General features: G+C 40.8%; 21 protein-coding genes and 1 pseudogene. 21 read left to right on the forward strand and 1 reads right to left on the reverse strand.

Features of this window, described 5'->3' with window-relative positions; translation table 11 throughout:
• Nucleotides 1–26: 26 nt before the first annotated feature.
• From TZ96_RS10785 to TZ96_RS05330, 6 genes are all read left to right on the forward strand, one after another.
• Nucleotides 27–2,369, forward strand: coding sequence for a ZmpA/ZmpB/ZmpC family metallo-endopeptidase (locus TZ96_RS10785; protein WP_158001792.1), 2,343 nt, complete (start codon nt 27–29; stop codon nt 2,367–2,369).
• Nucleotides 2,370–2,502: 133 nt separating this feature from the next.
• Nucleotides 2,503–4,224 carry an aminodeoxychorismate synthase component I gene (pabB, locus tag TZ96_RS05310; protein WP_045763198.1) on the forward strand — a complete coding sequence of 574 codons (1,722 nt, stop codon included), beginning with the start codon at nt 2,503–2,505 and terminating at the stop codon, nt 4,222–4,224.
• Entirely contained in the window at nt 4,225–4,848 is a 624-nt protein-coding gene (locus TZ96_RS05315; protein WP_045763199.1) for an alpha/beta fold hydrolase, read from the forward strand. It abuts the gene before it with no gap.
• Nucleotides 4,849–4,891: 43 nt separating this feature from the next.
• On the forward strand, nt 4,892–5,722 hold the full coding sequence (locus TZ96_RS05320; RefSeq protein ID WP_080936304.1) for an excalibur calcium-binding domain-containing protein: 831 nt from the start codon (nt 4,892–4,894) through the stop codon (nt 5,720–5,722).
• A gap of 104 nt (nt 5,723–5,826) precedes the next feature.
• Nucleotides 5,827–6,786: an ROK family glucokinase gene (locus tag TZ96_RS05325; protein ID WP_045763200.1), complete on the forward strand. Its 960-nt coding sequence runs from the start codon at nt 5,827–5,829 to the stop codon at nt 6,784–6,786.
• A gap of 101 nt (nt 6,787–6,887) precedes the next feature.
• Nucleotides 6,888–7,727, forward strand: coding sequence for a thymidylate synthase (locus TZ96_RS05330; RefSeq protein WP_045763201.1), 840 nt, complete (start codon nt 6,888–6,890; stop codon nt 7,725–7,727).
• Nucleotides 7,728–7,844: 117 nt separating this feature from the next.
• Here the strand turns inward: TZ96_RS05330 and TZ96_RS05335 are convergent, their stop codons facing one another.
• Entirely contained in the window at nt 7,845–8,015 is a 171-nt protein-coding gene (locus TZ96_RS05335; RefSeq protein ID WP_001051776.1) for a DUF3042 family protein, read from the reverse strand.
• Between the two features lie 120 nt (nt 8,016–8,135).
• Between TZ96_RS05335 and miaA the strand changes: the two genes are divergently transcribed.
• The 15 genes and pseudogenes from miaA to TZ96_RS11115 all read left to right on the forward strand — a co-directional run.
• The gene (gene miaA / locus TZ96_RS05340; RefSeq protein WP_045763202.1) at nt 8,136–9,020 is read left to right on the forward strand and encodes a tRNA (adenosine(37)-N6)-dimethylallyltransferase MiaA; all 885 of its coding nucleotides are present in this window, start codon (nt 8,136–8,138) and stop codon (nt 9,018–9,020) included.
• Complete coding sequence (hflX, locus tag TZ96_RS05345) at nt 9,013–10,251, forward strand: GTPase HflX (RefSeq protein ID WP_045763203.1); 1,239 nt, start codon at nt 9,013–9,015, stop codon at nt 10,249–10,251. Before miaA ends, hflX begins: the two co-directional genes overlap by 8 nt.
• A complete protein-coding gene (locus TZ96_RS05350; RefSeq protein WP_045763204.1) occupies nt 10,244–10,867 on the forward strand; it encodes a cystathionine beta-lyase in 624 nt (207 codons plus the stop codon). Before hflX ends, TZ96_RS05350 begins: the two co-directional genes overlap by 8 nt.
• A gap of 14 nt (nt 10,868–10,881) precedes the next feature.
• On the forward strand, nt 10,882–11,811 hold the full coding sequence (gene rnz / locus TZ96_RS05355) for a ribonuclease Z (RefSeq protein WP_045763205.1): 930 nt from the start codon (nt 10,882–10,884) through the stop codon (nt 11,809–11,811).
• Between the two features lie 20 nt (nt 11,812–11,831).
• A complete protein-coding gene (locus TZ96_RS05360; RefSeq protein WP_045763206.1) occupies nt 11,832–12,587 on the forward strand; it encodes an SDR family NAD(P)-dependent oxidoreductase in 756 nt (251 codons plus the stop codon).
• Between the two features lie 202 nt (nt 12,588–12,789).
• Nucleotides 12,790–13,359, forward strand: a complete 570-nt coding sequence (locus TZ96_RS05365) for a hypothetical protein (protein WP_045763207.1) — start codon at nt 12,790–12,792, stop codon at nt 13,357–13,359.
• 18 nt (nt 13,360–13,377) lie between these two features.
• The gene (locus TZ96_RS05370) at nt 13,378–13,815 is read left to right on the forward strand and encodes a hypothetical protein (RefSeq protein WP_045763208.1); all 438 of its coding nucleotides are present in this window, start codon (nt 13,378–13,380) and stop codon (nt 13,813–13,815) included.
• A 2-nt stretch (nt 13,816–13,817) separates the two neighbouring features.
• The gene (locus TZ96_RS05375; protein WP_045763209.1) at nt 13,818–14,882 is read left to right on the forward strand and encodes an ankyrin repeat domain-containing protein; all 1,065 of its coding nucleotides are present in this window, start codon (nt 13,818–13,820) and stop codon (nt 14,880–14,882) included.
• A gap of 44 nt (nt 14,883–14,926) precedes the next feature.
• The gene (locus TZ96_RS05380) at nt 14,927–15,514 is read left to right on the forward strand and encodes an SMI1/KNR4 family protein (protein WP_045763210.1); all 588 of its coding nucleotides are present in this window, start codon (nt 14,927–14,929) and stop codon (nt 15,512–15,514) included.
• The gene (locus TZ96_RS05385; protein ID WP_045763211.1) at nt 15,511–16,260 is read left to right on the forward strand and encodes a hypothetical protein; all 750 of its coding nucleotides are present in this window, start codon (nt 15,511–15,513) and stop codon (nt 16,258–16,260) included. The genes TZ96_RS05380 and TZ96_RS05385 overlap by 4 nt, the downstream gene beginning before the upstream one ends.
• A gap of 123 nt (nt 16,261–16,383) precedes the next feature.
• Entirely contained in the window at nt 16,384–17,340 is a 957-nt protein-coding gene (locus TZ96_RS05390) for a hypothetical protein (protein WP_045763212.1), read from the forward strand.
• Nucleotides 17,341–17,536: 196 nt separating this feature from the next.
• On the forward strand, nt 17,537–19,288 hold the full coding sequence (locus tag TZ96_RS05395) for a glycoside hydrolase family 13 protein (protein WP_045763213.1): 1,752 nt from the start codon (nt 17,537–17,539) through the stop codon (nt 19,286–19,288).
• A gap of 52 nt (nt 19,289–19,340) precedes the next feature.
• A complete protein-coding gene (locus TZ96_RS05400; RefSeq protein ID WP_000413612.1) occupies nt 19,341–20,063 on the forward strand; it encodes a DUF4241 domain-containing protein in 723 nt (240 codons plus the stop codon).
• 11 nt (nt 20,064–20,074) lie between these two features.
• Nucleotides 20,075–20,632, forward strand: a complete 558-nt coding sequence (locus TZ96_RS05405) for an SMI1/KNR4 family protein (protein WP_045763214.1) — start codon at nt 20,075–20,077, stop codon at nt 20,630–20,632.
• A gap of 560 nt (nt 20,633–21,192) precedes the next feature.
• Nucleotides 21,193–21,361 (forward strand): annotated as a pseudogene (locus tag TZ96_RS11115) (YSIRK-type signal peptide-containing protein); the annotation flags it as partial.
• Nucleotides 21,362–21,445: the final 84 nt, after the last annotated feature.

Raw genomic sequence — 21,445 nt, forward strand, 5'->3', positions numbered from 1 at the left:
AGAAAGAGGTAGTCTCTGTTATTGCCATGAAGGGACAAGACTTTGTGACGGACCTGTCAGTGGCAGATCATATCATGGTTCATTATGCAGACAAGACCAAGGATGTATTTGCAATCACCTCACAAAATTCTGGCTTGACTGCCATCAAGGAATACAAGATTGCTGACTTGGATGTGCTGTATACTCCAGATATGCTGGTTAAGGACCGTTCAGCCCTAGCCAAGGACCTGACCTCAATCTTGAAAACAGTGGACTTACAGTCTGAAGGAGTTTATCAAGTTCTAGATGATCAAACCACCAGCCTTGATAAGAAGGTTGAGGCCGTGAAAAATTGGTATCTAGAAGAAAGCTTTGCAGAGGTCAAAGCGCAGCTGGGAACTCTGGTTGATAAGTTACTTACAAATCTAGACTACCAGTGGAATGATTCACCTGCTAGTACCGCTGCTCTGAAGCAAAAAGTTCAGGATCATCAGTCTGCTATCATGCTGGGACTTGCTTATCTTAATCGCTATTACGGTATCCGATTTGCCGATTACAATCTGAAAGAACTCATGCTCTTTAAACCAGATTTTTATGGCCAAAATGTGGATGTTTTGGATCGGTTGATTGAACTTGGTTCAAGAGAAAGCAACCTAAAAGGCGACCAGACTCATGAAACTTTTGCCAGAGTCTTAGCCAAGGATACAAAATCTGAAGATTTACATGCCTTCTTAGACTACAACAGACAGTTATTGACGACTGACAAGGATATGAATGACTGGTTTGTGAATGCCACTAAGGGCCATGTGTACATAGCAGAGCGAGCTTCGAAGAATCAAGAAATTGCAAATCGGAAGCATCGGGCTTATGACAATCTGAATAACTGGTTGCATCGCAATATGATTCTGCCTTTGTTGAATGTGAAGAAGGCACAGATGTTCCTGATTTCCAACTACAATACCATTACCTTCGGGTCAGCTGATAAATCTGGCAAAACCATAGACCAGATGAAAGCTGACATTGATCTAGTAGCGGACCGTCAGTTGACTTACTTGGACTTTTGGTATCGTCTTGCCGCTGATGATGTCAAAGACCGTATGGTTAAGAGTGACTTTAATGTAGCTACACCAGTTTGGGAAGGCTATCGCGTTGATGGACGTGGCTGGATAGAGCGTTATGGACATACTAGTGGTATGGCAGACTATGCGCCAATTCGTGAAGTATTTGGGCCAGCAGGTCGCTATTATAAGGACAATAAACTAGGAGCCTATGCCTCTATCTATCCTAAGATCAATGCCAGAGATGCTGTTCACTTTGTGGAAATTGATATGATGAGTGAGTATGGCTTGTCTGTCTACACCCATGAGACAACGCACGTCAACGATCGTATTGTCTATCTGGGTGGCTACAAACATCGTGAAGGAACCTATGTAGAAGCCTATGCTCAGGGCATGCTCCAGTCACCGGCTGAGGAAGGCCATCAGGGTGAATATGGCGCTCTCGGGCTCAACATGGCATACATGCGACCAAATGATGGGGATCAATGGTACAATCCTGATCCGACCAAGTTGCAAACACGCCAGCAGATTGACCACTACATGAAAGGTTATAACGAAGCCTTGATGCTTCTAGATTATCTGGAAGGAGAACGCGTTCTCGCTAAGAATGATCTGGCTTTGAAGAAGGCTTGGTTCAGCAAGATGACCAAGCAAATGCGCTATCAGGACCAAGATAATAAACTCCTTGCTCCAAACCAGTGGGACTATGTTCGTCCATTGACGGATGAGGAAGCCAAGACTCAGCTAAATTCTGTAGATGACCTAATCAAACATAACATCATCACCAATAGGCATTATCAGGGAACTTACAGACCAGAAGAACTCAAGACAGCTTATGTCAATGTCAAGATGGTAGATGCTATCTACGGTGGAAATACAAGTCAGGGAGCTCCTGGAGCCATCTCCTTCAAACATAATGCCTTCCGTATGTGGGGTTATTATGGTTACGAAAATGGTTTCCTAGGCTATGCTTCTAATAAATACAAGGATGAGGCCTTAAGCGAGGGACGTGACACCCTTGGGGATGATTTCATTATCCAGAAGGTTTCGAAAGGCAAGTTCCAGAACTTAGAAGAATGGAAGAAGGCCTGGTTTGACGCTATTATTACCAAGGCAAAACGAGGAATCCATAGTTTTGAAATTGATGGTCAGCAAATTGATTCTTATGAGAAATTGCAAGACTTGTTTGACCAAGCAGTAGAAACGGATTACCGAAACTTCAAGTATGGAGGCTCAGTTGCCAATTATACAGTAGCTCTGAAGAAAAAAGTCTTCCAAAAACTATTGCAGGTGACAGATGCCTTTTCATCCGAACTCTTTCCTAAAGGATAGATAAAAAGTCGGTGTGATAAAAGAGGATGCTATGTTCATATTTTCTTAGAAAGTCACATCTACTTTATCATTCTCAAAGAATAAAATTGCCAGATTTCCTGTTGGGGTCTGGCTTTTATGGTATACTTAGGATATGCATAGAAAAACAGTGATTGATTTTAGGGCTTTGGGAGAGCGATATACCTTTACCCAGCCTATCAAAGAGTTAAAAACCAGAGATTTAGCAGAAGTAACAGACTTGTTAGCTCAAGTGGAAAGCTACCAAAAGCAAGGCTATTATGTAGTTGGTTATGTTAGTTATGAAGCAGCACCTGCTTTTGAGGAGAAGTTGGCGGTTCACGAGGGTCCCTTGTTAGGAGAGTATCTCCTCTATTTCACTATTCATGACAGCGTTGAAAAATCTAGCATTCCTCTGACTTATGAGGAGGTGGCTTTGCCATCAAACTGGCAGGAAGTAACATCTGCAGAGGACTATGAAAAGGCGATTGCTCAGATTCACCATCATTTACGACAGGGCGATACTTATCAGGTAAATTATACTGTTCAACTCAAGCAGGAGTTGTCTGCCGATCCTTTTGCTATCTACAATCGTATGGTGGTAGAGCAGGAAGCAGGTTACAATGCCTATGTTGAACATGATGACATGGCAGTGATTTCCATGAGTCCAGAACTATTTTTTGAGCAAAATGGGCGTGAATTGACAACTCGTCCTATGAAGGGAACGACTAAACGTGGTCTGACTGATGCTGAAGATTTGAAAGAAGCAGCTTGGTTGGAGCAGGATCCCAAAAATCGTTCAGAAAATATGATGATAGTGGACCTCTTGCGCAATGACATGAATCGTCTGTCTGAGGTGGGAAGTGAGCATGTGGAACGTTTATGTCAGGTGGAACAGTATTCAACGGTTTGGCAGATGACTTCGACCATCAAGAGTCAGTTACGACCAGATATTGACCTAGTAGAAATCTTCCGTTCACTCTTTCCATGTGGTTCCATCACAGGAGCTCCCAAGATAGCGACTATGGAAATTATCAAGAATTTGGAACCACAAGCTAGAGGAGTTTACTGTGGAACTGTTGGACTCTTGCTTCCTAATGGACGACGGATTTTCAACGTAGCTATTCGAACCATTCAACTGCATCGAGAGCAAGCCATCTATGGAGTCGGTGGAGGCATCACTTGGGATAGCACTTGGGAGTCAGAATACCGTGAAGTCCAGCAAAAGGCTGCTGTTCTTTACCGAAAACAGCCTCGTTTTCAATTAATAACGACAGGGAAAATCAGCCAGAAGAAATTACTCTTTGAAAAAGAGCATCTAGAAAGACTACAAAAGGCTAGTCGTTACTTTGCCTTTCCATTTGATGAAGATAGTTTGAGACAAGAGATAGAGAAAGAGTGTCAAGCTTGTGACCTCCACCAAGACTATCGTTTGCGAATCAGTCTCAATAAGTCTGGAGAAATAGACATTGATCGACAAGTATTGACACCACTTAGTTCTGGCTTCTGTCAGGCTATACTTTGTCGGCAAGAATCTGATTTGCAGCAGGCCTTTACCTACTTTAAGACGACACACCGACCACATTTGACAACGGGAGAGCAGGAAATCATTTATCACACTGCTGATGGAAAATTGCTTGAAACCTCTATTGGCAATCTGGTCTTAAAAATTAATGGCAAGCTCTATACACCACCTAGCACTCTTGGTCTTTTACCAGGGATTTATCGTCAACACTTGCTTGAAAGCGGACAAGTAGAAGAGAAGATATTGACCATAGAAGATTTGAAGCGAGCAGATGTCATCTATGGCTGTAATGCAGTCAGGGGCTTGTATGAATTGTCAGTAAAGGAGAACTAATTGAAACTTATATTTTTACATGGCCTAGGTCAGTCAGCAGATAGTTGGAAAGAAGTTCAGGATTTACTGGCAGATTATCCTTCTGAAGCCATAGAGTTATTTCCTACTGGAGTTGGGACTTATCAAGAAGCCAAAGAGCGTATTTATCAGCACTTATCAGAGGAGACAGAACATTTTGTCTTAATCGGTTTGTCTTTAGGGGCTGCACTTGCATTGGAGCTTTCAAGTTATGAGATACCATATCTTCAGGCCTTGGTTTTGTCAGGATGTCCACTGAAATTAGCAGGTAACATTCCTTTTTACATTCAGTTGCTGATATTCAAATTGCTTCCTAAGAGGATATATGAGAAGCAGGGGGCAGATAAGGCTCTTATGGTTGGAGTTTCTGAGGAATTAAAAACACTTGATTTAAGAGAGATTGCACGGAATTGTCCCTATCCAAGCTTGTTAATTTGTGGTAGTCAGGATAAGCCTAATCTCAGTTCAATGAAAAGTATTCATGAACTGATGCCAGATTCTCAGTTTGAGATCATCTTTGACGGCCCTCATGTCTTGAATAAGGCAAAACCAAAAGAGTTTGCAGAATTAACCAGAAGTTTTCTTGAATTGCTGAAACAAGTTTGATAAAATAATATTGAGATTGATATTATAATTTTAGGAGAAAATCATGAACAAACGTCATTTAATAAAACTAGGCCTAGCTTCTTTACCTGTCCTAGCTTTGTTTTTACAACCTGTTGTGGCAGATGAAAGTATCCATTTTTCAAGCTGTAAGGAAGCTTGGGAGAATGGATATGCAGATATTCATAAGGGAGAACCAGGTTATTCTGCCACTCTGGATAAGGATCATGATGGAATCGCTTGTGAATCGAAGAATGCGCCTCAGGGAGTTTTAAAAGAGAAAAAGACGAGTGCATCTCAAGCTAACAACAATGTAGCACCTACCCTAAGTGTAGCAGCTGAAAGTGGCTGGGTTCGTCAGAATGGATCTTGGTACTATTTTTCTGAAAATGGGAAACCAGTAACAAATACTTGGCAGGGGGCCTACTACCTCAAGTCAGATGGAAGAATGGCTGAGAATGAGTGGGTATATGATAACTATTACCAAGCTTGGTATTACCTCAAATCAGATGGATCTTATGCCCGCAATACTTGGCAAGGAAGTTACTACCTCAAATCAGATGGTAAAATGGCTCAGGGTGAATGGATTTATGATTCTTACTACAAAGCCTGGTATTATCTGAAATCAGATGGATCTTATGCGCATAATACTTGGCAAGGTGCATACTACCTCAAGTCAAATGGTAAAATGGCTCAGAGTGAATGGGTCTATGACTCTTCTTACCAAGCCTGGTATTACTTGAAATCAGATGGATCTTATGCTCGCAATGCATGGCAAGGAAATTACTATTTGAAATCGGATGGTAAAATGGCTAAGAATGAGCGAGTGGATGGCGGACGCTATTATGTAGATGCTTCTGGTTTGTGGAAACCATAGAATAGAAAAAAATTCTGGAAAGTTAATGCAAACCTTTGCACTGATGGTCAGATTTTGTTATACTAGTACTGTAAGCATTTTCAATTAAGGATAAGGAGAAGACGATGAGTCAAAAGATTATTGGGATTGACCTTGGTGGAACTTCTATCAAGTTCGCTATTTTAACGCAAGAAGGAGAAATCCAAGAAAAATGGTCTATCAAGACTAACATTTTGGATGAAGGAAGCCATATCGTAGACGATATGATTGAAACTATTCAACATCGTCTGGGCTTGCTTGGATTGTCTGCTGAAGATTTCCGTGGAATTGGTATGGGATCACCTGGTGTGGTTGACCGCGAAAAAGGGACTGTTATCGGTGCCTACAACTTGAACTGGAAAACTCTTCAACCAATCAAAGAAAAAATGGAAAAAGCCTTGGGTATTCCATTCTTCATCGACAATGACGCTAACGTGGCAGCTCTTGGTGAGCGTTGGATGGGTGCTGGTGAAAACCAACCAGACGTTGTCTTTATGACACTTGGTACAGGTGTTGGTGGCGGTATCGTGGCAGAAGGAAAATTACTCCACGGTGTTGCTGGTGCTGCAGGTGAACTTGGACACATCACAGTTGACTTTGATCAACCAATCGCATGTACTTGTGGTAAAAAAGGCTGTCTTGAGACAGTAGCTTCAGCAACAGGGATTGTCAACTTGACTCGTCGTTATGCAGATGAATACGAAGGCGATGCAGAGTTGAAACGCTTGATTGATGACGGAGAAGAAGTAACAGCTAAAACTGTCTTTGATTTGGCAAAAGAAGGAGACGACCTTGCCTTGATCGTTTACCGTAACTTCTCACGTTACTTGGGTATTGCATGTGCTAACATTGGTTTAATCCTAAACCCATCAACAATCGTTATCGGTGGTGGTGTATCAGCTGCGGGAGAATTCCTTCTCCAAGGCGTGCAAAAGGTTTATGATGAAAATACCTTCCCACAAGTTCGCACAACAACTAAGTTGGCTCTTGCCACTCTAGGAAATGACGCTGGAGTTATCGGAGCAGCATCACTTGTATTGCAATAAATAAACATAAAAAGGAGAAAATTGCTTTCCGTAAGCGAGTGATTTTCCTCCTTTCTTTTTTTATGCTATACTAGTTAAGATAATGAATGAGGTGATAGCAAATGACAAAAGCAGATACGATTTTTAAAGAAAATATCGAGCGAATCTTGAATGAGGGTGTGTTTTCCGAGCAAGCTCGTCCCAAGTATAAGGATGGAACAGTGGCTAACTCCAAGTACATCACAGGTGCTTTTGCAGAGTACGATTTGTGTAAGGGGGAATTTCCCATCACAACCTTGCGACCAATCGCAATCAAATCAGCTATCAAAGAAGTACTTTGGATCTACCAAGACCAGACCAATAGTTTGGAAGTTCTCAATGATAAGTACAATGTTCACTACTGGAATGACTGGGAAGTTGGAGATACAGGGACAATCGGCGAACGTTATGGGGCTGTTGTTAAGAAGCATGATATCATTAACAAGATTCTCAAACAGTTAGAAGCCAATCCTTGGAACCGTCGCAATATCATTTCACTTTGGGATTATCAGGCTTTTGAGGAGACAGATGGACTTCTTCCATGCGCATTTCAGACTATGTTTGATGTCCGTCGTGTGGATGGTGAGATTTATCTGGATGCAACCTTGACCCAGCGTTCTAATGATATGCTAGTAGCTCACCACATCAATGCCATGCAGTATGTGGCTCTTCAAATGATGATTGCCAAACATTTTGGATGGAAGGTTGGGAAATTCTTCTACTTTATCAATAACCTTCACATCTATGACAATCAATTTGAACAAGCTCAGGAATTGCTTCGTCGTGAACCTTCAAATTGCCAACCACGTTTGGTCTTGAATGTACCAGACAAGACCAACTTCTTTGATATTAAAGCAGAGGATTTTGAGCTGGTTGATTATGATCCTGTGAAACCACAGTTGAAGTTTGACTTGGCAATTTAATACTCTCTGAAAATCTCTTCAAATCAGGCTAGATTCCTAGTTTCCTATTTTGTTTTTATTGAGTATAAAAGAATAGAAAAAAAGAAGTTGAGAAAAAATCTCAACTTCTTTTGTTGCTTAGTGTGATACGCGACGACGTGCTGCTTTCTTACGATTTTCTTCGATGAAAGCTGCTTTTTGTTCTTCTGGTTCGATCACTTTCTTTTTAACTGCGTATACTGCACCTGCAACTGCAGCGACAGTTCCTGCAATACCTGTTACAAGACCTTTAGCGAATCCTTTAGCCATGAGTATTCCTCCTTTAACTTATAAATCAGCCAGCTACCTCAAGAGGTCGCATTTTTCTGACTGACCTTTTTGTGATATAATAATAGTAACGAAAAAATGGGAATTTTTCAAGGAAAAAAGATGAAAACAAAAATAATTGTGATTGTTGGACCGACTGCAGTTGGAAAGACAGCTCTAGCCATTGAAGTTGCTAAGCATTTTAATGGCGAAGTTGTTAGTGGAGATAGCCAACAAGTCTATCGAGGACTAGATATTGGGACAGCCAAGGCTAGTCCGGAGGAGCAGGCAACTGTCCCTCATCATTTGATTGATGTGAGAGAAGTAACCGAGTCTTACTCGGCTTTTGATTTTGTTTCAGAAGCTAAGGCGGCCATTGAGGATATTCAAAGTCGTGGTAAACTTGCTATTATTGCTGGTGGGACAGGACTTTATATCCAAAGCCTGCTAGAAGGATATCATTTAGGTGGAGAGACACCACATGAGGACATTTTAGCCTATCGCGCTAGTCTAGAGCCTTTTTCGGATGAGGAGTTAGCCCATCTGGTGGATCAAGCAGGCCTTGAAATTCCCCAGTTTAATCGTCGTCGTGCTATGCGTGCCTTGGAAATTGCCCATTTTGGACAAGATTTGGAAAATCAAGAAAGTTTATATGAGCCTCTGATTATTTGCTTGGATGATGAGCGCAGTCAACTCTATGAGCGGATTAACCACCGAGTGGATTTGATGTTCGAAGCTGGACTTTTGGACGAAGCAAAGTGGCTCTTTGATCATTTTTCAAATGTGCAAGCTGCTAAAGGCATTGGCTACAAGGAACTCTTTCCCTATTTTCGAGGAGAGCAAAGTTTGGAGGAGGCTAGCGATAGTCTCAAGCAAGCGACACGCCGTTTTGCCAAGCGTCAGCTAACCTGGTTCCGTAATCGCATGCAGGTGACCTTTTATCAGATAGGAGAATCTGGTGTAAAAGAGCGAATTTTAAGCCAGATTGAGGAGTTTTTAAATGATTGAAACGGAGAAAAAAGAGGAGCGAGTCCTGCTGATTGGTGTTGAACTTCAGGGCATGGACAATTTTGACCTCTCCATGGAAGAGCTGGCGAGTCTGGCTAAGACGGCTGGTGCAGTTGTAGTCGATAGCTACAGACAAAAACGAGAAAAATACGACTCCAAGACCTTTGTAGGTTCTGGTAAGTTGGAAGAAATTGCTCAAATGGTGGATGCAGAAGAAATCACGACTGTCATCGTCAACAACCGTCTGACACCTCGACAAAATGTCAATTTAGAGGAAGTTTTGGGTGTTAAGGTAATTGACCGTATGCAGTTGATTTTAGATATCTTTGCCATGAGAGCTCGAAGCCATGAAGGGAAGCTCCAAGTTCATCTAGCCCAACTCAAGTATCTCCTGCCTCGTCTAGTTGGTCAAGGGATTATGCTTAGCCGTCAGGCAGGGGGAATTGGCTCCCGTGGTCCAGGTGAAAGTCAGTTGGAGCTCAATCGTCGTAGTGTTCGTAACCAAATCACAGATATCGAGCGTCAGCTCAAAGTCGTTGAGAAAAATCGGGCGACTGTCAGAGAAAAACGTCTGGAGTCAAGCACCTTTAAGATTGGTTTGATTGGCTACACCAATGCTGGTAAGTCAACCATCATGAACACTTTGACTAGCAAGACCCAGTATGAGGCAGATGAGCTCTTTGCGACTCTGGATGCGACAACTAAAAGCATTCATCTGGGGGGCAATCTTCAGGTTACCTTGACTGACACCGTTGGGTTTATTCAAGATTTGCCGACAGAGTTGGTGTCAAGTTTCAAGTCTACCTTGGAAGAAAGCAAGCATGTAGACCTCTTGGTTCATGTTATCGATGCCAGCAATCCTTACCATGAGGAACATGAAAAAACGGTCCTGTCTATCATGAAAGACTTGGACATGGAGGATATTCCTCGCCTAACCCTTTATAATAAAGCGGATTTGGTGGAGGATTTCACGCCTACCCAAACGCCGTATGCACTGATTTCTGCCAAATCTGAGAATAGTCGAGAACAGTTGCAGGCTTTATTGCTAGATAAGATCAAGGAAATTTTTGAACCCTTTACTTTGCGCGTGCCTTTTTCTAAGTCTTACAAGATTCATGATTTAGAAAGTGTTGCGATTCTTGAAGAACGGGACTACCAAGATGACGGTGAAGTCATCACAGGCTACATTTCTGAGAAAAATAAATGGAGATTAGAAGAATTTTATGACTGATATCAAATCATTAGCTCTCAAGTATGGTGGCTATACGAGTTTAGACAAGGTATATCTAGATCAGCTTTTAGCTGGTAGGTCTGAAGAGGAGCAACTAGCTCTAATCACACCTCCACCTAGCGTGGTTAATGCCTACTTTGCAGAACTCTACCAGAAAAAAAGTCCTCAAGCTGCGACGGATTATTTTGCAGAAGTCAGCCAGGAACTGAACCTCTACAATGCTGAGCCAAGTTTCACGGAAGAAAGCAAACCCTTTATTCGTCTGAATCTGTCAGGCAAATCTTTTGGTTTTTGCTATGAGAAAGAAGGTCTGGGTCGGATTTTCTCAGAAACTGAGGAAACAATCACAGCTGACTTGCTTTTTGAAATTGCGCAAATTTTCCCCCATCAGCTAGTTTTTGAGGAGTCTGGGAAAATTTACATGAAGGCAATCGGAGAAGAGGAAGTTGTTAACGTGGAAAATCTTACAGCTTTGACAGATTTGGAAAGCTTGGCAGATGGTCGCAAGCGTCTCAAAGGCTATAGTCAAGAAGATTTATTACAAGAAGCTAAAGCCTATACTGGTAAGCTTTATTATCGCTCAGAAAACCGCACCGCTATGTTATATATTGATTAATTAGAAAGTATCGAATGGATATTCAATTTTTAGGAACGGGGGCTGGTCAGCCCTCTAAAGCCCGCAACGTTTCAAGTCTCGCCCTGAAACTCTTGGATGAGATTAACGAAGTTTGGCTCTTTGACTGTGGCGAAGGAACGCAAAATCGCATTCTGGAAACCACGATTCGACCACGAAAAATCAGCAAAATCTTTATCACCCACTTACACGGAGACCATATCTTTGGCTTGCCAGGATTTCTTTCAAGTCGCGCTTTTCAAGCCAATGAAGAGCAGACAGATTTGGAAATCTATGGTCCCCAAGGTATTAAGTCATTTGTCTTGACTAGTTTACGTGTCTCTGGTTCTCGTCTACCCTATAAGATTCATTTTCATGAATTTGACCAAGATTCTCTTGGGAAAATCCTTGAAACGGATAAGTTTACTGTATATGCGGAAGAGTTGGATCACACTATTTTCTGTGTCGGCTATCGTATCATGCAAAAGGACCTAGAAGGGACCTTGGATGCTGAGAAACTCAAGGCTGCTGGTGTCCCATTCGGCCCTCTTTTTGGAAAAATTAAAAACGGTCAGGATGTCGTCTTAGAAGACGGCACCGAGATTAAGGCAGCAGATTATATTTCAGCACCGCGACCTGGTAAGATTATTACCATTTTGGGAGATACTCGAAAAACAGATGCTAGTGTGCGTCTTGGAGTCAATGCAGATGTTCTTGTCCATGAGTCCACTTATGGCAAGGGTGATGAGAAGATTGCCCGCAACCACGGTCACTCAACTAATATGCAGGCTGCACAAGTAGCGGCAGAAGCAGGAGCCAAACGACTTTTGCTCAACCATATCAGTGCACGCTTCCTTTCAAAAGACATTAGCCAGCTCAAGAAAGATGCGGCAACAATTTTTGAAAATGTCCATGTGGTTAAAGACCTAGAAGAAGTGGAAATCTAGGATCTCGAGAAAGGATAAATATGTCTACGATTCTCATTACGGGTGCTAGTGGTGGTCTAGCTCAAGAAATGGTCAAACTCTTGCCCAATGATCAATTGATTTTGCTGGGTAGAAATAGAGAAAAATTAGCTCAACTATACGGAAATCATCTACATGCAGAATTGGTCGAGATAGATATTACAGATGATCAAGCACTTCAAGTTCTTATAACGGAACTCTACCAGCGCTATGGCAAGATTGATGTTTTAATTAACAACGCTGGCTACGGGATTTTTGATGAATTTGACAAGATTTCTGATCAAGATATTCATCAGATGTTTGAGGTTAATACCTTTGCTCTCATGAATCTGTCTCGTTTGGTTGGAACTCTTATGAAGGAGACTCGAAAAGGACATATCATCAATATCGTTAGCATGGCAGGATTGATAGCGACTAGCAAGTCCAGTCTCTACTCAGCGACCAAATTTGCGGCCATCGGTTTTTCAAATGCTTTACGGCTTGAACTCATGCCTTATGGTGTCTATGTGACAACGGTCAATCCAGGTCCGATTCGTACAGGATTTTTTGACCAAGCTGACCCAGACGGCAGTTATCTAAAATCGGTTGACCGTTTCCTACTCGAGCCAGATGCAGTAGCTAGAAAGATTGTCAAAACCATAGGAAAAAACAAGCGGGAACTCAATCTTCCAATCCTGCTCAATCTAGCCCATAAGTTTTACACCTTCTTTCCCAAGTTGGCAGATAAGTTAGCTGGGGAAACCTTTAATTTTAAGTGATGAAGCTGTTCCCTTGAGGAATGGCTTTTTACTTTAATTAGGAGGAGTTGTACATCAAAAATAATCCCTGAAAATACTGGTAGTTTATCTCTATTGGATAGTTTTGGAGTATAATTGAGATAAGAAAGGTCATTAGAAAAATGAAGTCCCAAACCAGCTAACTTACCCTAGATAATGACCTATGTATAGTCGGAGGTCGACAATGGAATTATTGACAATTGACCAAATCATTTCCCTAACCCAAGTAGAAACACAAGGGCTGGACCCTGAGATAAGAGAAGGGATTGTCCTTAATAAAACAGATTTGCCAGTGTCTGAACTGGACCGTTTGAAAAGACAACTTCAAATCCAAGATTTGGATCCGATTTTTAGGAAGTATATTCTGGCCTATAACTGGGGGCAGATAGGTTTTTTAAGTTACCAGTTTGGATATGGGGACGGCACTAGTCTTACTTGGCTGATCAATCGCAATTTGGAATACCATGATTACTCAACTCTACAAGAAAGCAGCTTGATCATTATCGCAAATGGAGATCCCTACACTATTTTGCTGGATTGTCAATCTGGGGCGGTCTATGCTGTTGATGCAGAGATGACCTATGATGAAAAAATACGGCTGTCACCAGATTTTCTAGCATTTATTAGAGCTATGGGAACGGCTCAATCTGCAGTTTGGACGGGTTGTGAAAGTGACTTCATCCACTTGATGACTAGAATAGGCCATGCGTCCAGTTTGATATTCTGGCAGAGTCTGGTCGGATTTTATGATTGAAAATAGAAGGAGCAGGTTATGGAATTTATAGTAGCTGAGGAAGGAATTCCTCAAAATATCGGATGTCAGGGAGCCTTGATTGCCTATTATGGCAGTGAGATAGAATTTCATTATGAGACCGTACCGCCGCACGGGGATGAGATTTTTTCTGCCAAGTTGCCTTTGTTAGAACTTGAACTGCCCTTTTGGATCTATGGGAGAAATCTCATATTTTTAGACGCTTACTACCTTTTAGCTGAAACTGTTAAGAAAGGAACGTGGGATCCCATAACCAGTATACTCATCAACATTCATATGGGGAAATACGCCAGCCTAGACCACTGGTACAATAATATATATATTGAGCAAGACGTTCTTGAGTTGAAAAATGATTATGATGGACAAGTCCTGACTTTGAAAACTGTTGACAATCTTCATTGGCTTGCCCTAGACGCTGTACCAGAAGAAAGGAACTAAAAATGGCAAAGAAAAGAGTAACTTTACCCAAAGATTTTAACGAACTACTAACTGACGGCAATATTGACCAATTAAAGGCCGTGTATGACAAGTGTGAGCTAACTGCCCATAACGGGAGATATAGTTTAAGTACGGCTCTGCATTTTGGTGGGGTTCCTGATGAGCTGGTTATATGGCTTGTCGACCAGGGCTTAGATATTAATATCCCTGATTATTATGGAGCGACTCCTTTGTATCGTCAGGCAACCATGGGGAGAGATACTGTAAAACTCTTGCTTGAATTGGGAGCAGATATTGAAAAAAGCAATACTTATGGAAATACACCTCTACACATGGCAGCTGAGTTTTTTCATCCTAAGACCGTTGCGCTTCTTTTAGAAAAGGGAGCAAATGTCAACCCTAAAAATGATAGGGGACAAACTCCACTAGACTCAGTTCTCACTGTCTGTCGGGGAATCTATATTGCCCAAACAGCTGAAATCGCCACAATGCTGCTGGATGCTGGTGCTAAAAAAACGCCTGCTATGAAAGAAAAGGTCGAAAATATCGGTAAGGATTTTGAATTTCATAGAGAAGGAATCAATCCTGACTATCTAGAAGCAGCAGATAAAGGTTTAGCCAAACTTTACGGTTTGTTTGATGTCAAGCCAGTAGCCAAACGAATAAGCCATGATGGAGTTTCTCCGATTCTCGTAAAAGAAGGAACTTGGGAGGAGCAATATGAGGAACTTTGGTCCTTCTTAATCTCTTCAAGTGGCGCAGCAAAAACTATTCAGGGAGAAGTTATCCGTATCCCAGGTCGAGTTCGAGATGAACTGGATCGCAATGGTGGGGCCAACTGGGACAGGGACTATAGAAAAATGCTTCAGGCTCTCCCTCAATACTTGTCTCTGGGAAATCCCCTTTCAGACCAAGAATTGGAAGAAAGCAAGCAAGTCATTACGCAAATCCATAGCAAAGAAAGCGATGATGAAGCTATTCTAGACCGTTTATGTCAGCTAGCTATTGCTTGGATTAAGCAAAATCCTGAACCCCTTCTCCTAGAAAAAACAAGTTATAAGCGGTAAAAAGCATTGGAAGACAGATAAAATAAAGAAATCATGGTGAAATGATGCAACTAATTGACCAAGTTAAAAAAATAGAAACTTATATTTGTGAGTATTTTGAAGACTGGGATTTGGATGATCCTGTGGAAGAGGAATACCTGGCTGATTATCAGAATATTTCTGGTACTTCCGAGGAAGAGCTTCAAGCCTTTGAGGAAAGATTTGGTATTCGTCTACCTAGTGACTTCAAAGCGCTTTATAACTACAAAAATGGGAGTAAATACTTCTCTATTTTACCTTGTGTGATTGACCAGAGAGAGCTGCCTTTTTCTCTAATGAGTTTGCAGGAAATGGAAAGTTGTAAAAAATACTTTCAAAATAGAGATGCTCTGTTAACAGAATTTCCCGACTATTTTTCTAGTCAAGACCTGGAAAATATGCGTGATAGTAGAATAAAACCCTATCTTTTTAATAAAAAATGGCTTCCTTTTGCCCAGTATTGTGACTCTTGTTATCTTATGCTGGATTTTGATCCAGACCGAGAGGGGCAGGAAGGGCAGATTATTTGCTACATCCATGATCCTGATGAAATTATCTATGTAGCAGAAAGTCTTACGGAGTTGATTGAAGGGATAGTGGATGAGATCAAATGAATGGACAAATGTATCAGATAGCCTGTATCGTGGCAGCAGCTAGGAAGGCTTTAAAAACTAATCAGGCAATCTTGTATCATCCTGACCAATATATCAATAAGATTTGCTTTCAAATTTTGCCGTCAGAAAAGGGGGAAGTTATAGAACTATCTGTATCTGATTGGTTTGAAAATCTTAAGGAAAAAGGTTTGAAGGACTTAAAATTATTTTGCCCTATCTCAGTAAATGACAGAGGTATTTTAGGTTTCTCCAATACGACACAGAGTTCAATTCTCTGTTTTTATAAAGATGGGAAGGCAAGTTATTTCCTACCAAATTGGGACGTTGCTTCCCCAGGAAGGGGCTGGGATGTTACCTACACCGAGTATGAATGGGAAAGGTCTTCTCAAGATATTCCCCACTATGAAAATAATATGGAAGAATTTAAGGACATATTGGCTCGTATAGAAGATCTAGCAAATAAAATTGAATGTGAGAACTTTGCAAAAGTCTTTCACTCTGCTAGAAACCATTTACTTACCCTTGATGCTACTAAGGTGCTGGCGGAGCCTCAAATTCCGCCACAAAATCAAAATATATTTAGAGTTGCAAGTGCAGCGGATGTTTTTGGAGGAATGGGCTCCTGGAATGATGAACCTGGATGGCTGGTACAAGATAAGGGACTGGGTCAAGTGTACGATGAACTTTCGGATCAGTTGCTAAGAAATATTCGATTAGCCATTCTATTTGCCATCAATGAATGGTGATTGTTTATACTCTTCAAAAATCAAATTCAAACCACGTCAGCTTCGCCTTGCCGTACTCGAGTACAGCTTTGGCTAGCTTCCTAGTTTGCTCTTTGATTTTCATTGAGTATTAGGAGGAAGAAAATGGGGAAGTTAAAGTTAAGCCTATTGAACAAATGGGAACTAGACAAGGACTACAATAGTGTTTTCAATTCTGTCATGTTACAGGATGGCAGAGCCTTTGTCTTGACCAGTGAGAAGGAAGCTTTCAATCGCTACTGTCTGCTTGAAGTATCGCCTTTGGGTGTGAAGGAGATAGATGCTTGGGATTGTGACCATGTTTGGGAGGAAGAGCCTCTACTCTTTACAGATGGACAAAATATTGGCATCATCAAGGCTGGTAAGGAAATAGTCTATTATACTGGTGATTTTTCTCATCCAGAAATCATTGCCATAAAGGATCCGCAAAGTATACTTCCTAAAAAGGCACAAGAGAGATATTTTCAAATAGTTTCAGATAGCAACCAGATCCCCGTGTGTTTTGAAAATCGAGTTTATACCAATCAGGCAAGAAATTTTGCTCTTTTAGAATTTGATAGAGAGAAAAAGCAGGCGAAGTGGACCACTTATTCGCATATTGATAAAAAATATTTAAACCACCACGACAGGAGCTCGGACGCTAGTCCTAAAATCGATAGTATGAAATGTTGGCAGCAAGACCTCTATGCCTTTAGCTCTGGAGAAAGTCAAACCTCTGTCAATAAATGGGGCATGGACTATTATGCCCTTGTTAAAATCTCTAGTGATGGTCGTATTATCGAAAAGTTATTAGAATCTGAACATTTAAAGGCTTCAGGCAGAAAAGCTGGTGTAAATGGAATTTTTACGGATTCGCCTTATCTTATCCTGAGCCCCCTATTTAAGAATGATGACTGGAAGGGCAAGCAAAAGCTATTTTCTCTGGCAACAAGAGAATTGTGCGAAATAGCCATGCCTAGAGGAATGAGTAAACATAAGGTTCAAAATATAACAGACAACTATTGTTTAACCTTTCTGTACGACAGAGGATTAAAAGAACTTGCCCTTTGTCAGATTGACTAGGCTGTGAGGCTGATTTTGAGAGCTTTTTTATTGATAGGTGCTGAAATTTCTTGATTAGTCTACAGTATCTATTTTGTGCTGTTTTTTGTGAAATTTGACCAAGTATTGCAAATAAACAGTTAAAATAGTATACTAGAACTAGCAATCATGAAAACGTTTGCACTTTTGTTGATGATGATTATTTAGGAGACAAGACATGGAATTAACAGCCATTTATCATAGACCAGAATCAGAGTATGCTTATCTGTACAAAGAAGGTCAGCTACATATCCGAATTAGAAGCAAGAAGGATGATGTCCAGAAGGTCATTTTACATTATGGTGATCCTTTTATTTTCATTGAGGATAAGTATGAAGCTAAGAATGAAATGACCAAAGTAACCTCAGACGCCTTGTTTGATTATTGGCAGGTTACGGTTTCTGTTGATTTTGCACGGATTCAGTATCTCTTTGAACTTCTTGATAAGGAAGGTCAGGCTATTTTCTACGGTGATAAGGGTTGTGTGGACCATACTCAAGAAAACTTGGATGCTGAAGGTAATGGTTTCAAGCTTCCTTACATTCACGAAATCGACGGTTGCCAAGTTCCTAGTTGGGTTTCAAATACTGTTTGGTATCAGATTTTTCCAGAACGCTTTGCCAATGGGAATCCTAAATTGACTCCTGATGGAGCTCGAGCGTGGAATGCTGAGATTGCGCCTGATAGGGATGATTTTTTTGGTGGAGATTTGCAAGGGATTATCGACCATCTGGACTATCTCAAAGGCCTAGGAATCACTGGGCTCTATCTCTGTCCGATTTTTGAAGCTACAACCAATCACAAATATGATACCACGGATTATTTTGCAATTGACCGTCACTTTGGAGACAAGGAAGTCTTTCGTAATCTAGTAGAGGAAGCCCATAAACGGGGCATCAAAATCATGTTAGATGCAGTGTTTAACCATATCGGAGATCAGTCAGCCCAATGGCAAGATGTTCTGAAGAATGGAGAAAATTCAGCTTATAAGGATTGGTTCCATATTCAAGAGTTTCCAGTTACTGAGGATAAACTTAAGAACCCAAGAGAACTACCTTATCATACTTTTGCCTTTGCCAGCTATATGCCTAAGTTAAATACAGCTAACCCTGAAGTCAAAGACTATCTTTTGAGGGTTGCAACCTACTGGATTGAAAATTTTGATATCGATGCTTGGCGTTTGGACGTTGCAAATGAAATTGACCACCAGTTCTGGAGAGATTTCAGAAAGGCAGTTCTTGCTAAAAAGCCTGATTTGTACATCTTGGGTGAAATCTGGCATACTTCTCAGCCTTGGCTAAAAGGGGATGAGTTCCATGCTGTTATGAACTATCCACTCTCTGAAAGTATCAAGGATTATTTCTTGCGTCAGCGTAAAAAGACGGAGCAGTTCATTTCAGAAATCAATAGCCAGTCAATGTACTATAAGCAACAAATCTCAGAAGTGATGTTTAACCTTCTGGATTCTCACGATACTGAGCGTATCCTCACAACTGCTAAAGGCAATCTCCAACATGTCAAGGCTGCTCTAGCTTTCCTCTACCTTCAAAAAGGGACCCCTTGTATCTATTACGGAACAGAGTTGGCCCTAATTGGTGGACCAGACCCTGACTGCCGTCGTGTCATGCCTTGGGAGCGTGTGTCTGAAGACAATGACATGCTGAATTTCATGAAGAAATTAATCCGAGTCCGTAAGGAAGCGGCAAGTATTATCCAGCATGGCTCCTATAGCTTGCAAGAAGTGAAACCAGATGTTCTTGCTCTGAAATGGAGCTATGAGGGAAAAGAAGTTCAGGCTATCTTTAACCAGTCTCCTGAGAATTTTGTTTTAGATAGAGATTCAGTTGATTTAGCTAGTCATTGCCAGCTTGAAGATGGACATCAAGTCATCTTACCAGATGGATTTGTAGTTTATTTAGATTCGATTTAAACCGGTTTTTAACTCCAACACATGCTTGTTTTAAACCAGAAAGGAAAGACCGATGGAAAAACTTCAAGTTTCTGAAGAATGGTTGCAAAAATACCAAGAAATCAAACATATTTTGACCTCGTCTGTCAATTACGCAGCGTGTTTCGAGATGAAAGAAATAGACGGCAAGGAAGTCTTTGTCTTAGATATGGGGGAAGTGACCTTCCCAAGTGGAGAAATTTTAGTTAGGGATCCCTTGGTCTGGCTCCGTAGGAATGAAAAACCCTATTTAGAGACCGTTCCAAAAGGAACATTTCCTCTCAAAACCTTGGTAGTTAAAATCGAAGAAGATCATTATAGGTATGTTGCAACAAGAGTTCAATTTACAGATAAACTTCCAGTTGTTTACTATGAAGCTTTAACTGGTACTGAAAACCTGGATTCTGTTGAAGAAGATTCTTATTTTGGATTTTCAGTCGATGCAGGCTTGGCAACTATTGTGGATGTTGAGACAAAAAATGCCTACTGTGATTTTGAAGAAAAATGGTATCAAGAAAATCCTGAAAAAAACATCTATGATGATTTCTTTGAGGAAATTTTTGCTCAAAATGCCATAGAACATCCCCTATATCAACGAGAAGGCGGTGATTGGATTAACTTTAAAATACCACATACAGACCTGACTATTCCAATGATTCAATCTGGTTTTGGAGATGGAAATTATCCTGTTTACTTTGGCTATGACAAGGATCATCAACTATGTGATGTGGTTATTGAGTATATCTATGTAGGATAAGGAGTTGGATAATGGCACTCAAGGAAGTTTATGATTATTTTCGTCACTATGATAAGGAAACTTATCAAGTTGTCGCCTGCATGGGCAATGAACCATTGGAAGAAGATGTTCAGGATTATGAAAATCAATACGGCATTCGTCTGCCAGAAGATTTTAGAGAATTTACCATGTCATCTTTGGGAGGTCTCTTTATGGAGGTCAGAGAAGAGCTATGGCCAAGAGCCAAGGCTTACGATGTAGCTCCTTTTTGGACCTTCTGCCGAGGTATCAAGGTCTTGGGAATTGCAAATGGCATCCCAGACTTCCTAGACATTCGAATAAAAACCAAGGAATTACATGATTTAGGATTTGTTGACTATATTCCATTTCTGTCTATCATCGGGGATGGAGATGTGATTTTCTGCTTTGATAAGGACAATCATATAGTAGCTCTAGATTGGTATAATAGTGGCGAAACTGAAGATCTTGAATGTGATTTTTCAGAGCTTTTGCTTAAACAAATTGCCGAGCTTGAAGAACGTAAAAATGAGATGATCAAGCTTTTGGAAAAGGGGAAATCTAGTCAATAATCTAATAGGAAATATCAGTTTGATAGACCGTAAAAGAGGTTGGGACAAAAGATCCCGACCTCACTTTTTATTAGCAATCAAACTTTGACGCGGTAGCTGATTGAACTTTCTGTTCGTCTTTTATACTCTTCGAAAATCTCTTCAAACCACGTCAGCGTCGCCTTGCCGTATATATGTTACTGACTTCGTCAGTTCTATCTACAACCTCAAAGCAGTGCTTTGAGCAACCTGTGGCTAGCTTCCTAGTTTGCTCTTTGATTTTCATTGAGTATTAGACTCCAAAAAGCACCTAATCATTCTCGCGGGGCTGGGACTACGAAATCGAGACTTTGTCTATCTATTTCTGTCCCACCGCCTTTTTTAGTAAAATCATTCACTAAATGTACATTCAGATTTTCAAAACTTTCTACAAATTATAGAAAAAAGAATCAAAAGTATGATTTTTATGCTGCCAGTATTGAAGTTTCTTATATTATTTTATAAAATAGAAACAAAATACTACCGAAAAAGTAGAGCGCTTACATAAAATTGGAAGCGGTTACGAATATAAGGAGGATCTTATGGGAAAAGATCATTGGAATCGAAAAAGAGTGTATAGTATCCGAAAATTTACCGTTGGAACTTGCTCTGTAGTCATCGGTACTTGCTCAGTCTTATTTGGAGCAAGTGTAGCTGGTGCAAATCCAGTAGCTGCGGAAGAAACTCCGATTACAGTTGCTACAGAAAAAGTAGAGGACGAATCTAAAAAAGAGAACCTTGTTGAAACGGCAAATTCAGTTGCTGATGAAGCGGTTGCTCCAAGCCATGAAGCTG

Source organism: Streptococcus infantis (assembly GCF_000963255.1).
Lineage (GTDB): Bacteria > Bacillota > Bacilli > Lactobacillales > Streptococcaceae > Streptococcus > Streptococcus nidrosiense.

Bases quoted from the DNA above. Each gene is read 5' to 3' on its own strand.
- TZ96_RS05405 (WP_045763214.1), top strand. From the start codon at position 20,075: ATGGCACTCAAGGAAGTTTATGATTATTTTCGTCACTATGATAAGGAA.
- TZ96_RS05360 (WP_045763206.1), top strand. From the start codon at position 11,832: ATGTCTACGATTCTCATTACGGGTGCTAGTGGTGGTCTAGCTCAAGAA.
- pabB (WP_045763198.1), top strand. From the start codon at position 2,503: ATGCATAGAAAAACAGTGATTGATTTTAGGGCTTTGGGAGAGCGATAT.
- TZ96_RS05325 (WP_045763200.1), top strand. From the start codon at position 5,827: ATGAGTCAAAAGATTATTGGGATTGACCTTGGTGGAACTTCTATCAAG.
- TZ96_RS05380 (WP_045763210.1), top strand. From the start codon at position 14,927: ATGCAACTAATTGACCAAGTTAAAAAAATAGAAACTTATATTTGTGAG.
- TZ96_RS05370 (WP_045763208.1), top strand. From the start codon at position 13,378: ATGGAATTTATAGTAGCTGAGGAAGGAATTCCTCAAAATATCGGATGT.
- TZ96_RS05400 (WP_000413612.1), top strand. From the start codon at position 19,341: ATGGAAAAACTTCAAGTTTCTGAAGAATGGTTGCAAAAATACCAAGAA.
- TZ96_RS05375 (WP_045763209.1), top strand. From the start codon at position 13,818: ATGGCAAAGAAAAGAGTAACTTTACCCAAAGATTTTAACGAACTACTA.
- TZ96_RS05395 (WP_045763213.1), top strand. From the start codon at position 17,537: ATGGAATTAACAGCCATTTATCATAGACCAGAATCAGAGTATGCTTAT.
- miaA (WP_045763202.1), top strand. From the start codon at position 8,136: ATGAAAACAAAAATAATTGTGATTGTTGGACCGACTGCAGTTGGAAAG.
- TZ96_RS05330 (WP_045763201.1), top strand. From the start codon at position 6,888: ATGACAAAAGCAGATACGATTTTTAAAGAAAATATCGAGCGAATCTTG.
- rnz (WP_045763205.1), top strand. From the start codon at position 10,882: ATGGATATTCAATTTTTAGGAACGGGGGCTGGTCAGCCCTCTAAAGCC.
- TZ96_RS05335 (WP_001051776.1), bottom strand. From the start codon at position 8,015: ATGGCTAAAGGATTCGCTAAAGGTCTTGTAACAGGTATTGCAGGAACT.
- TZ96_RS05350 (WP_045763204.1), top strand. From the start codon at position 10,244: ATGACTGATATCAAATCATTAGCTCTCAAGTATGGTGGCTATACGAGT.
- TZ96_RS10785 (WP_158001792.1), top strand. From the start codon at position 27: ATGAAGGGACAAGACTTTGTGACGGACCTGTCAGTGGCAGATCATATC.
- TZ96_RS05365 (WP_045763207.1), top strand. From the start codon at position 12,790: ATGGAATTATTGACAATTGACCAAATCATTTCCCTAACCCAAGTAGAA.
- hflX (WP_045763203.1), top strand. From the start codon at position 9,013: ATGATTGAAACGGAGAAAAAAGAGGAGCGAGTCCTGCTGATTGGTGTT.
- TZ96_RS05320 (WP_080936304.1), top strand. From the start codon at position 4,892: ATGAACAAACGTCATTTAATAAAACTAGGCCTAGCTTCTTTACCTGTC.
- TZ96_RS05390 (WP_045763212.1), top strand. From the start codon at position 16,384: ATGGGGAAGTTAAAGTTAAGCCTATTGAACAAATGGGAACTAGACAAG.
- TZ96_RS05385 (WP_045763211.1), top strand. From the start codon at position 15,511: ATGAATGGACAAATGTATCAGATAGCCTGTATCGTGGCAGCAGCTAGG.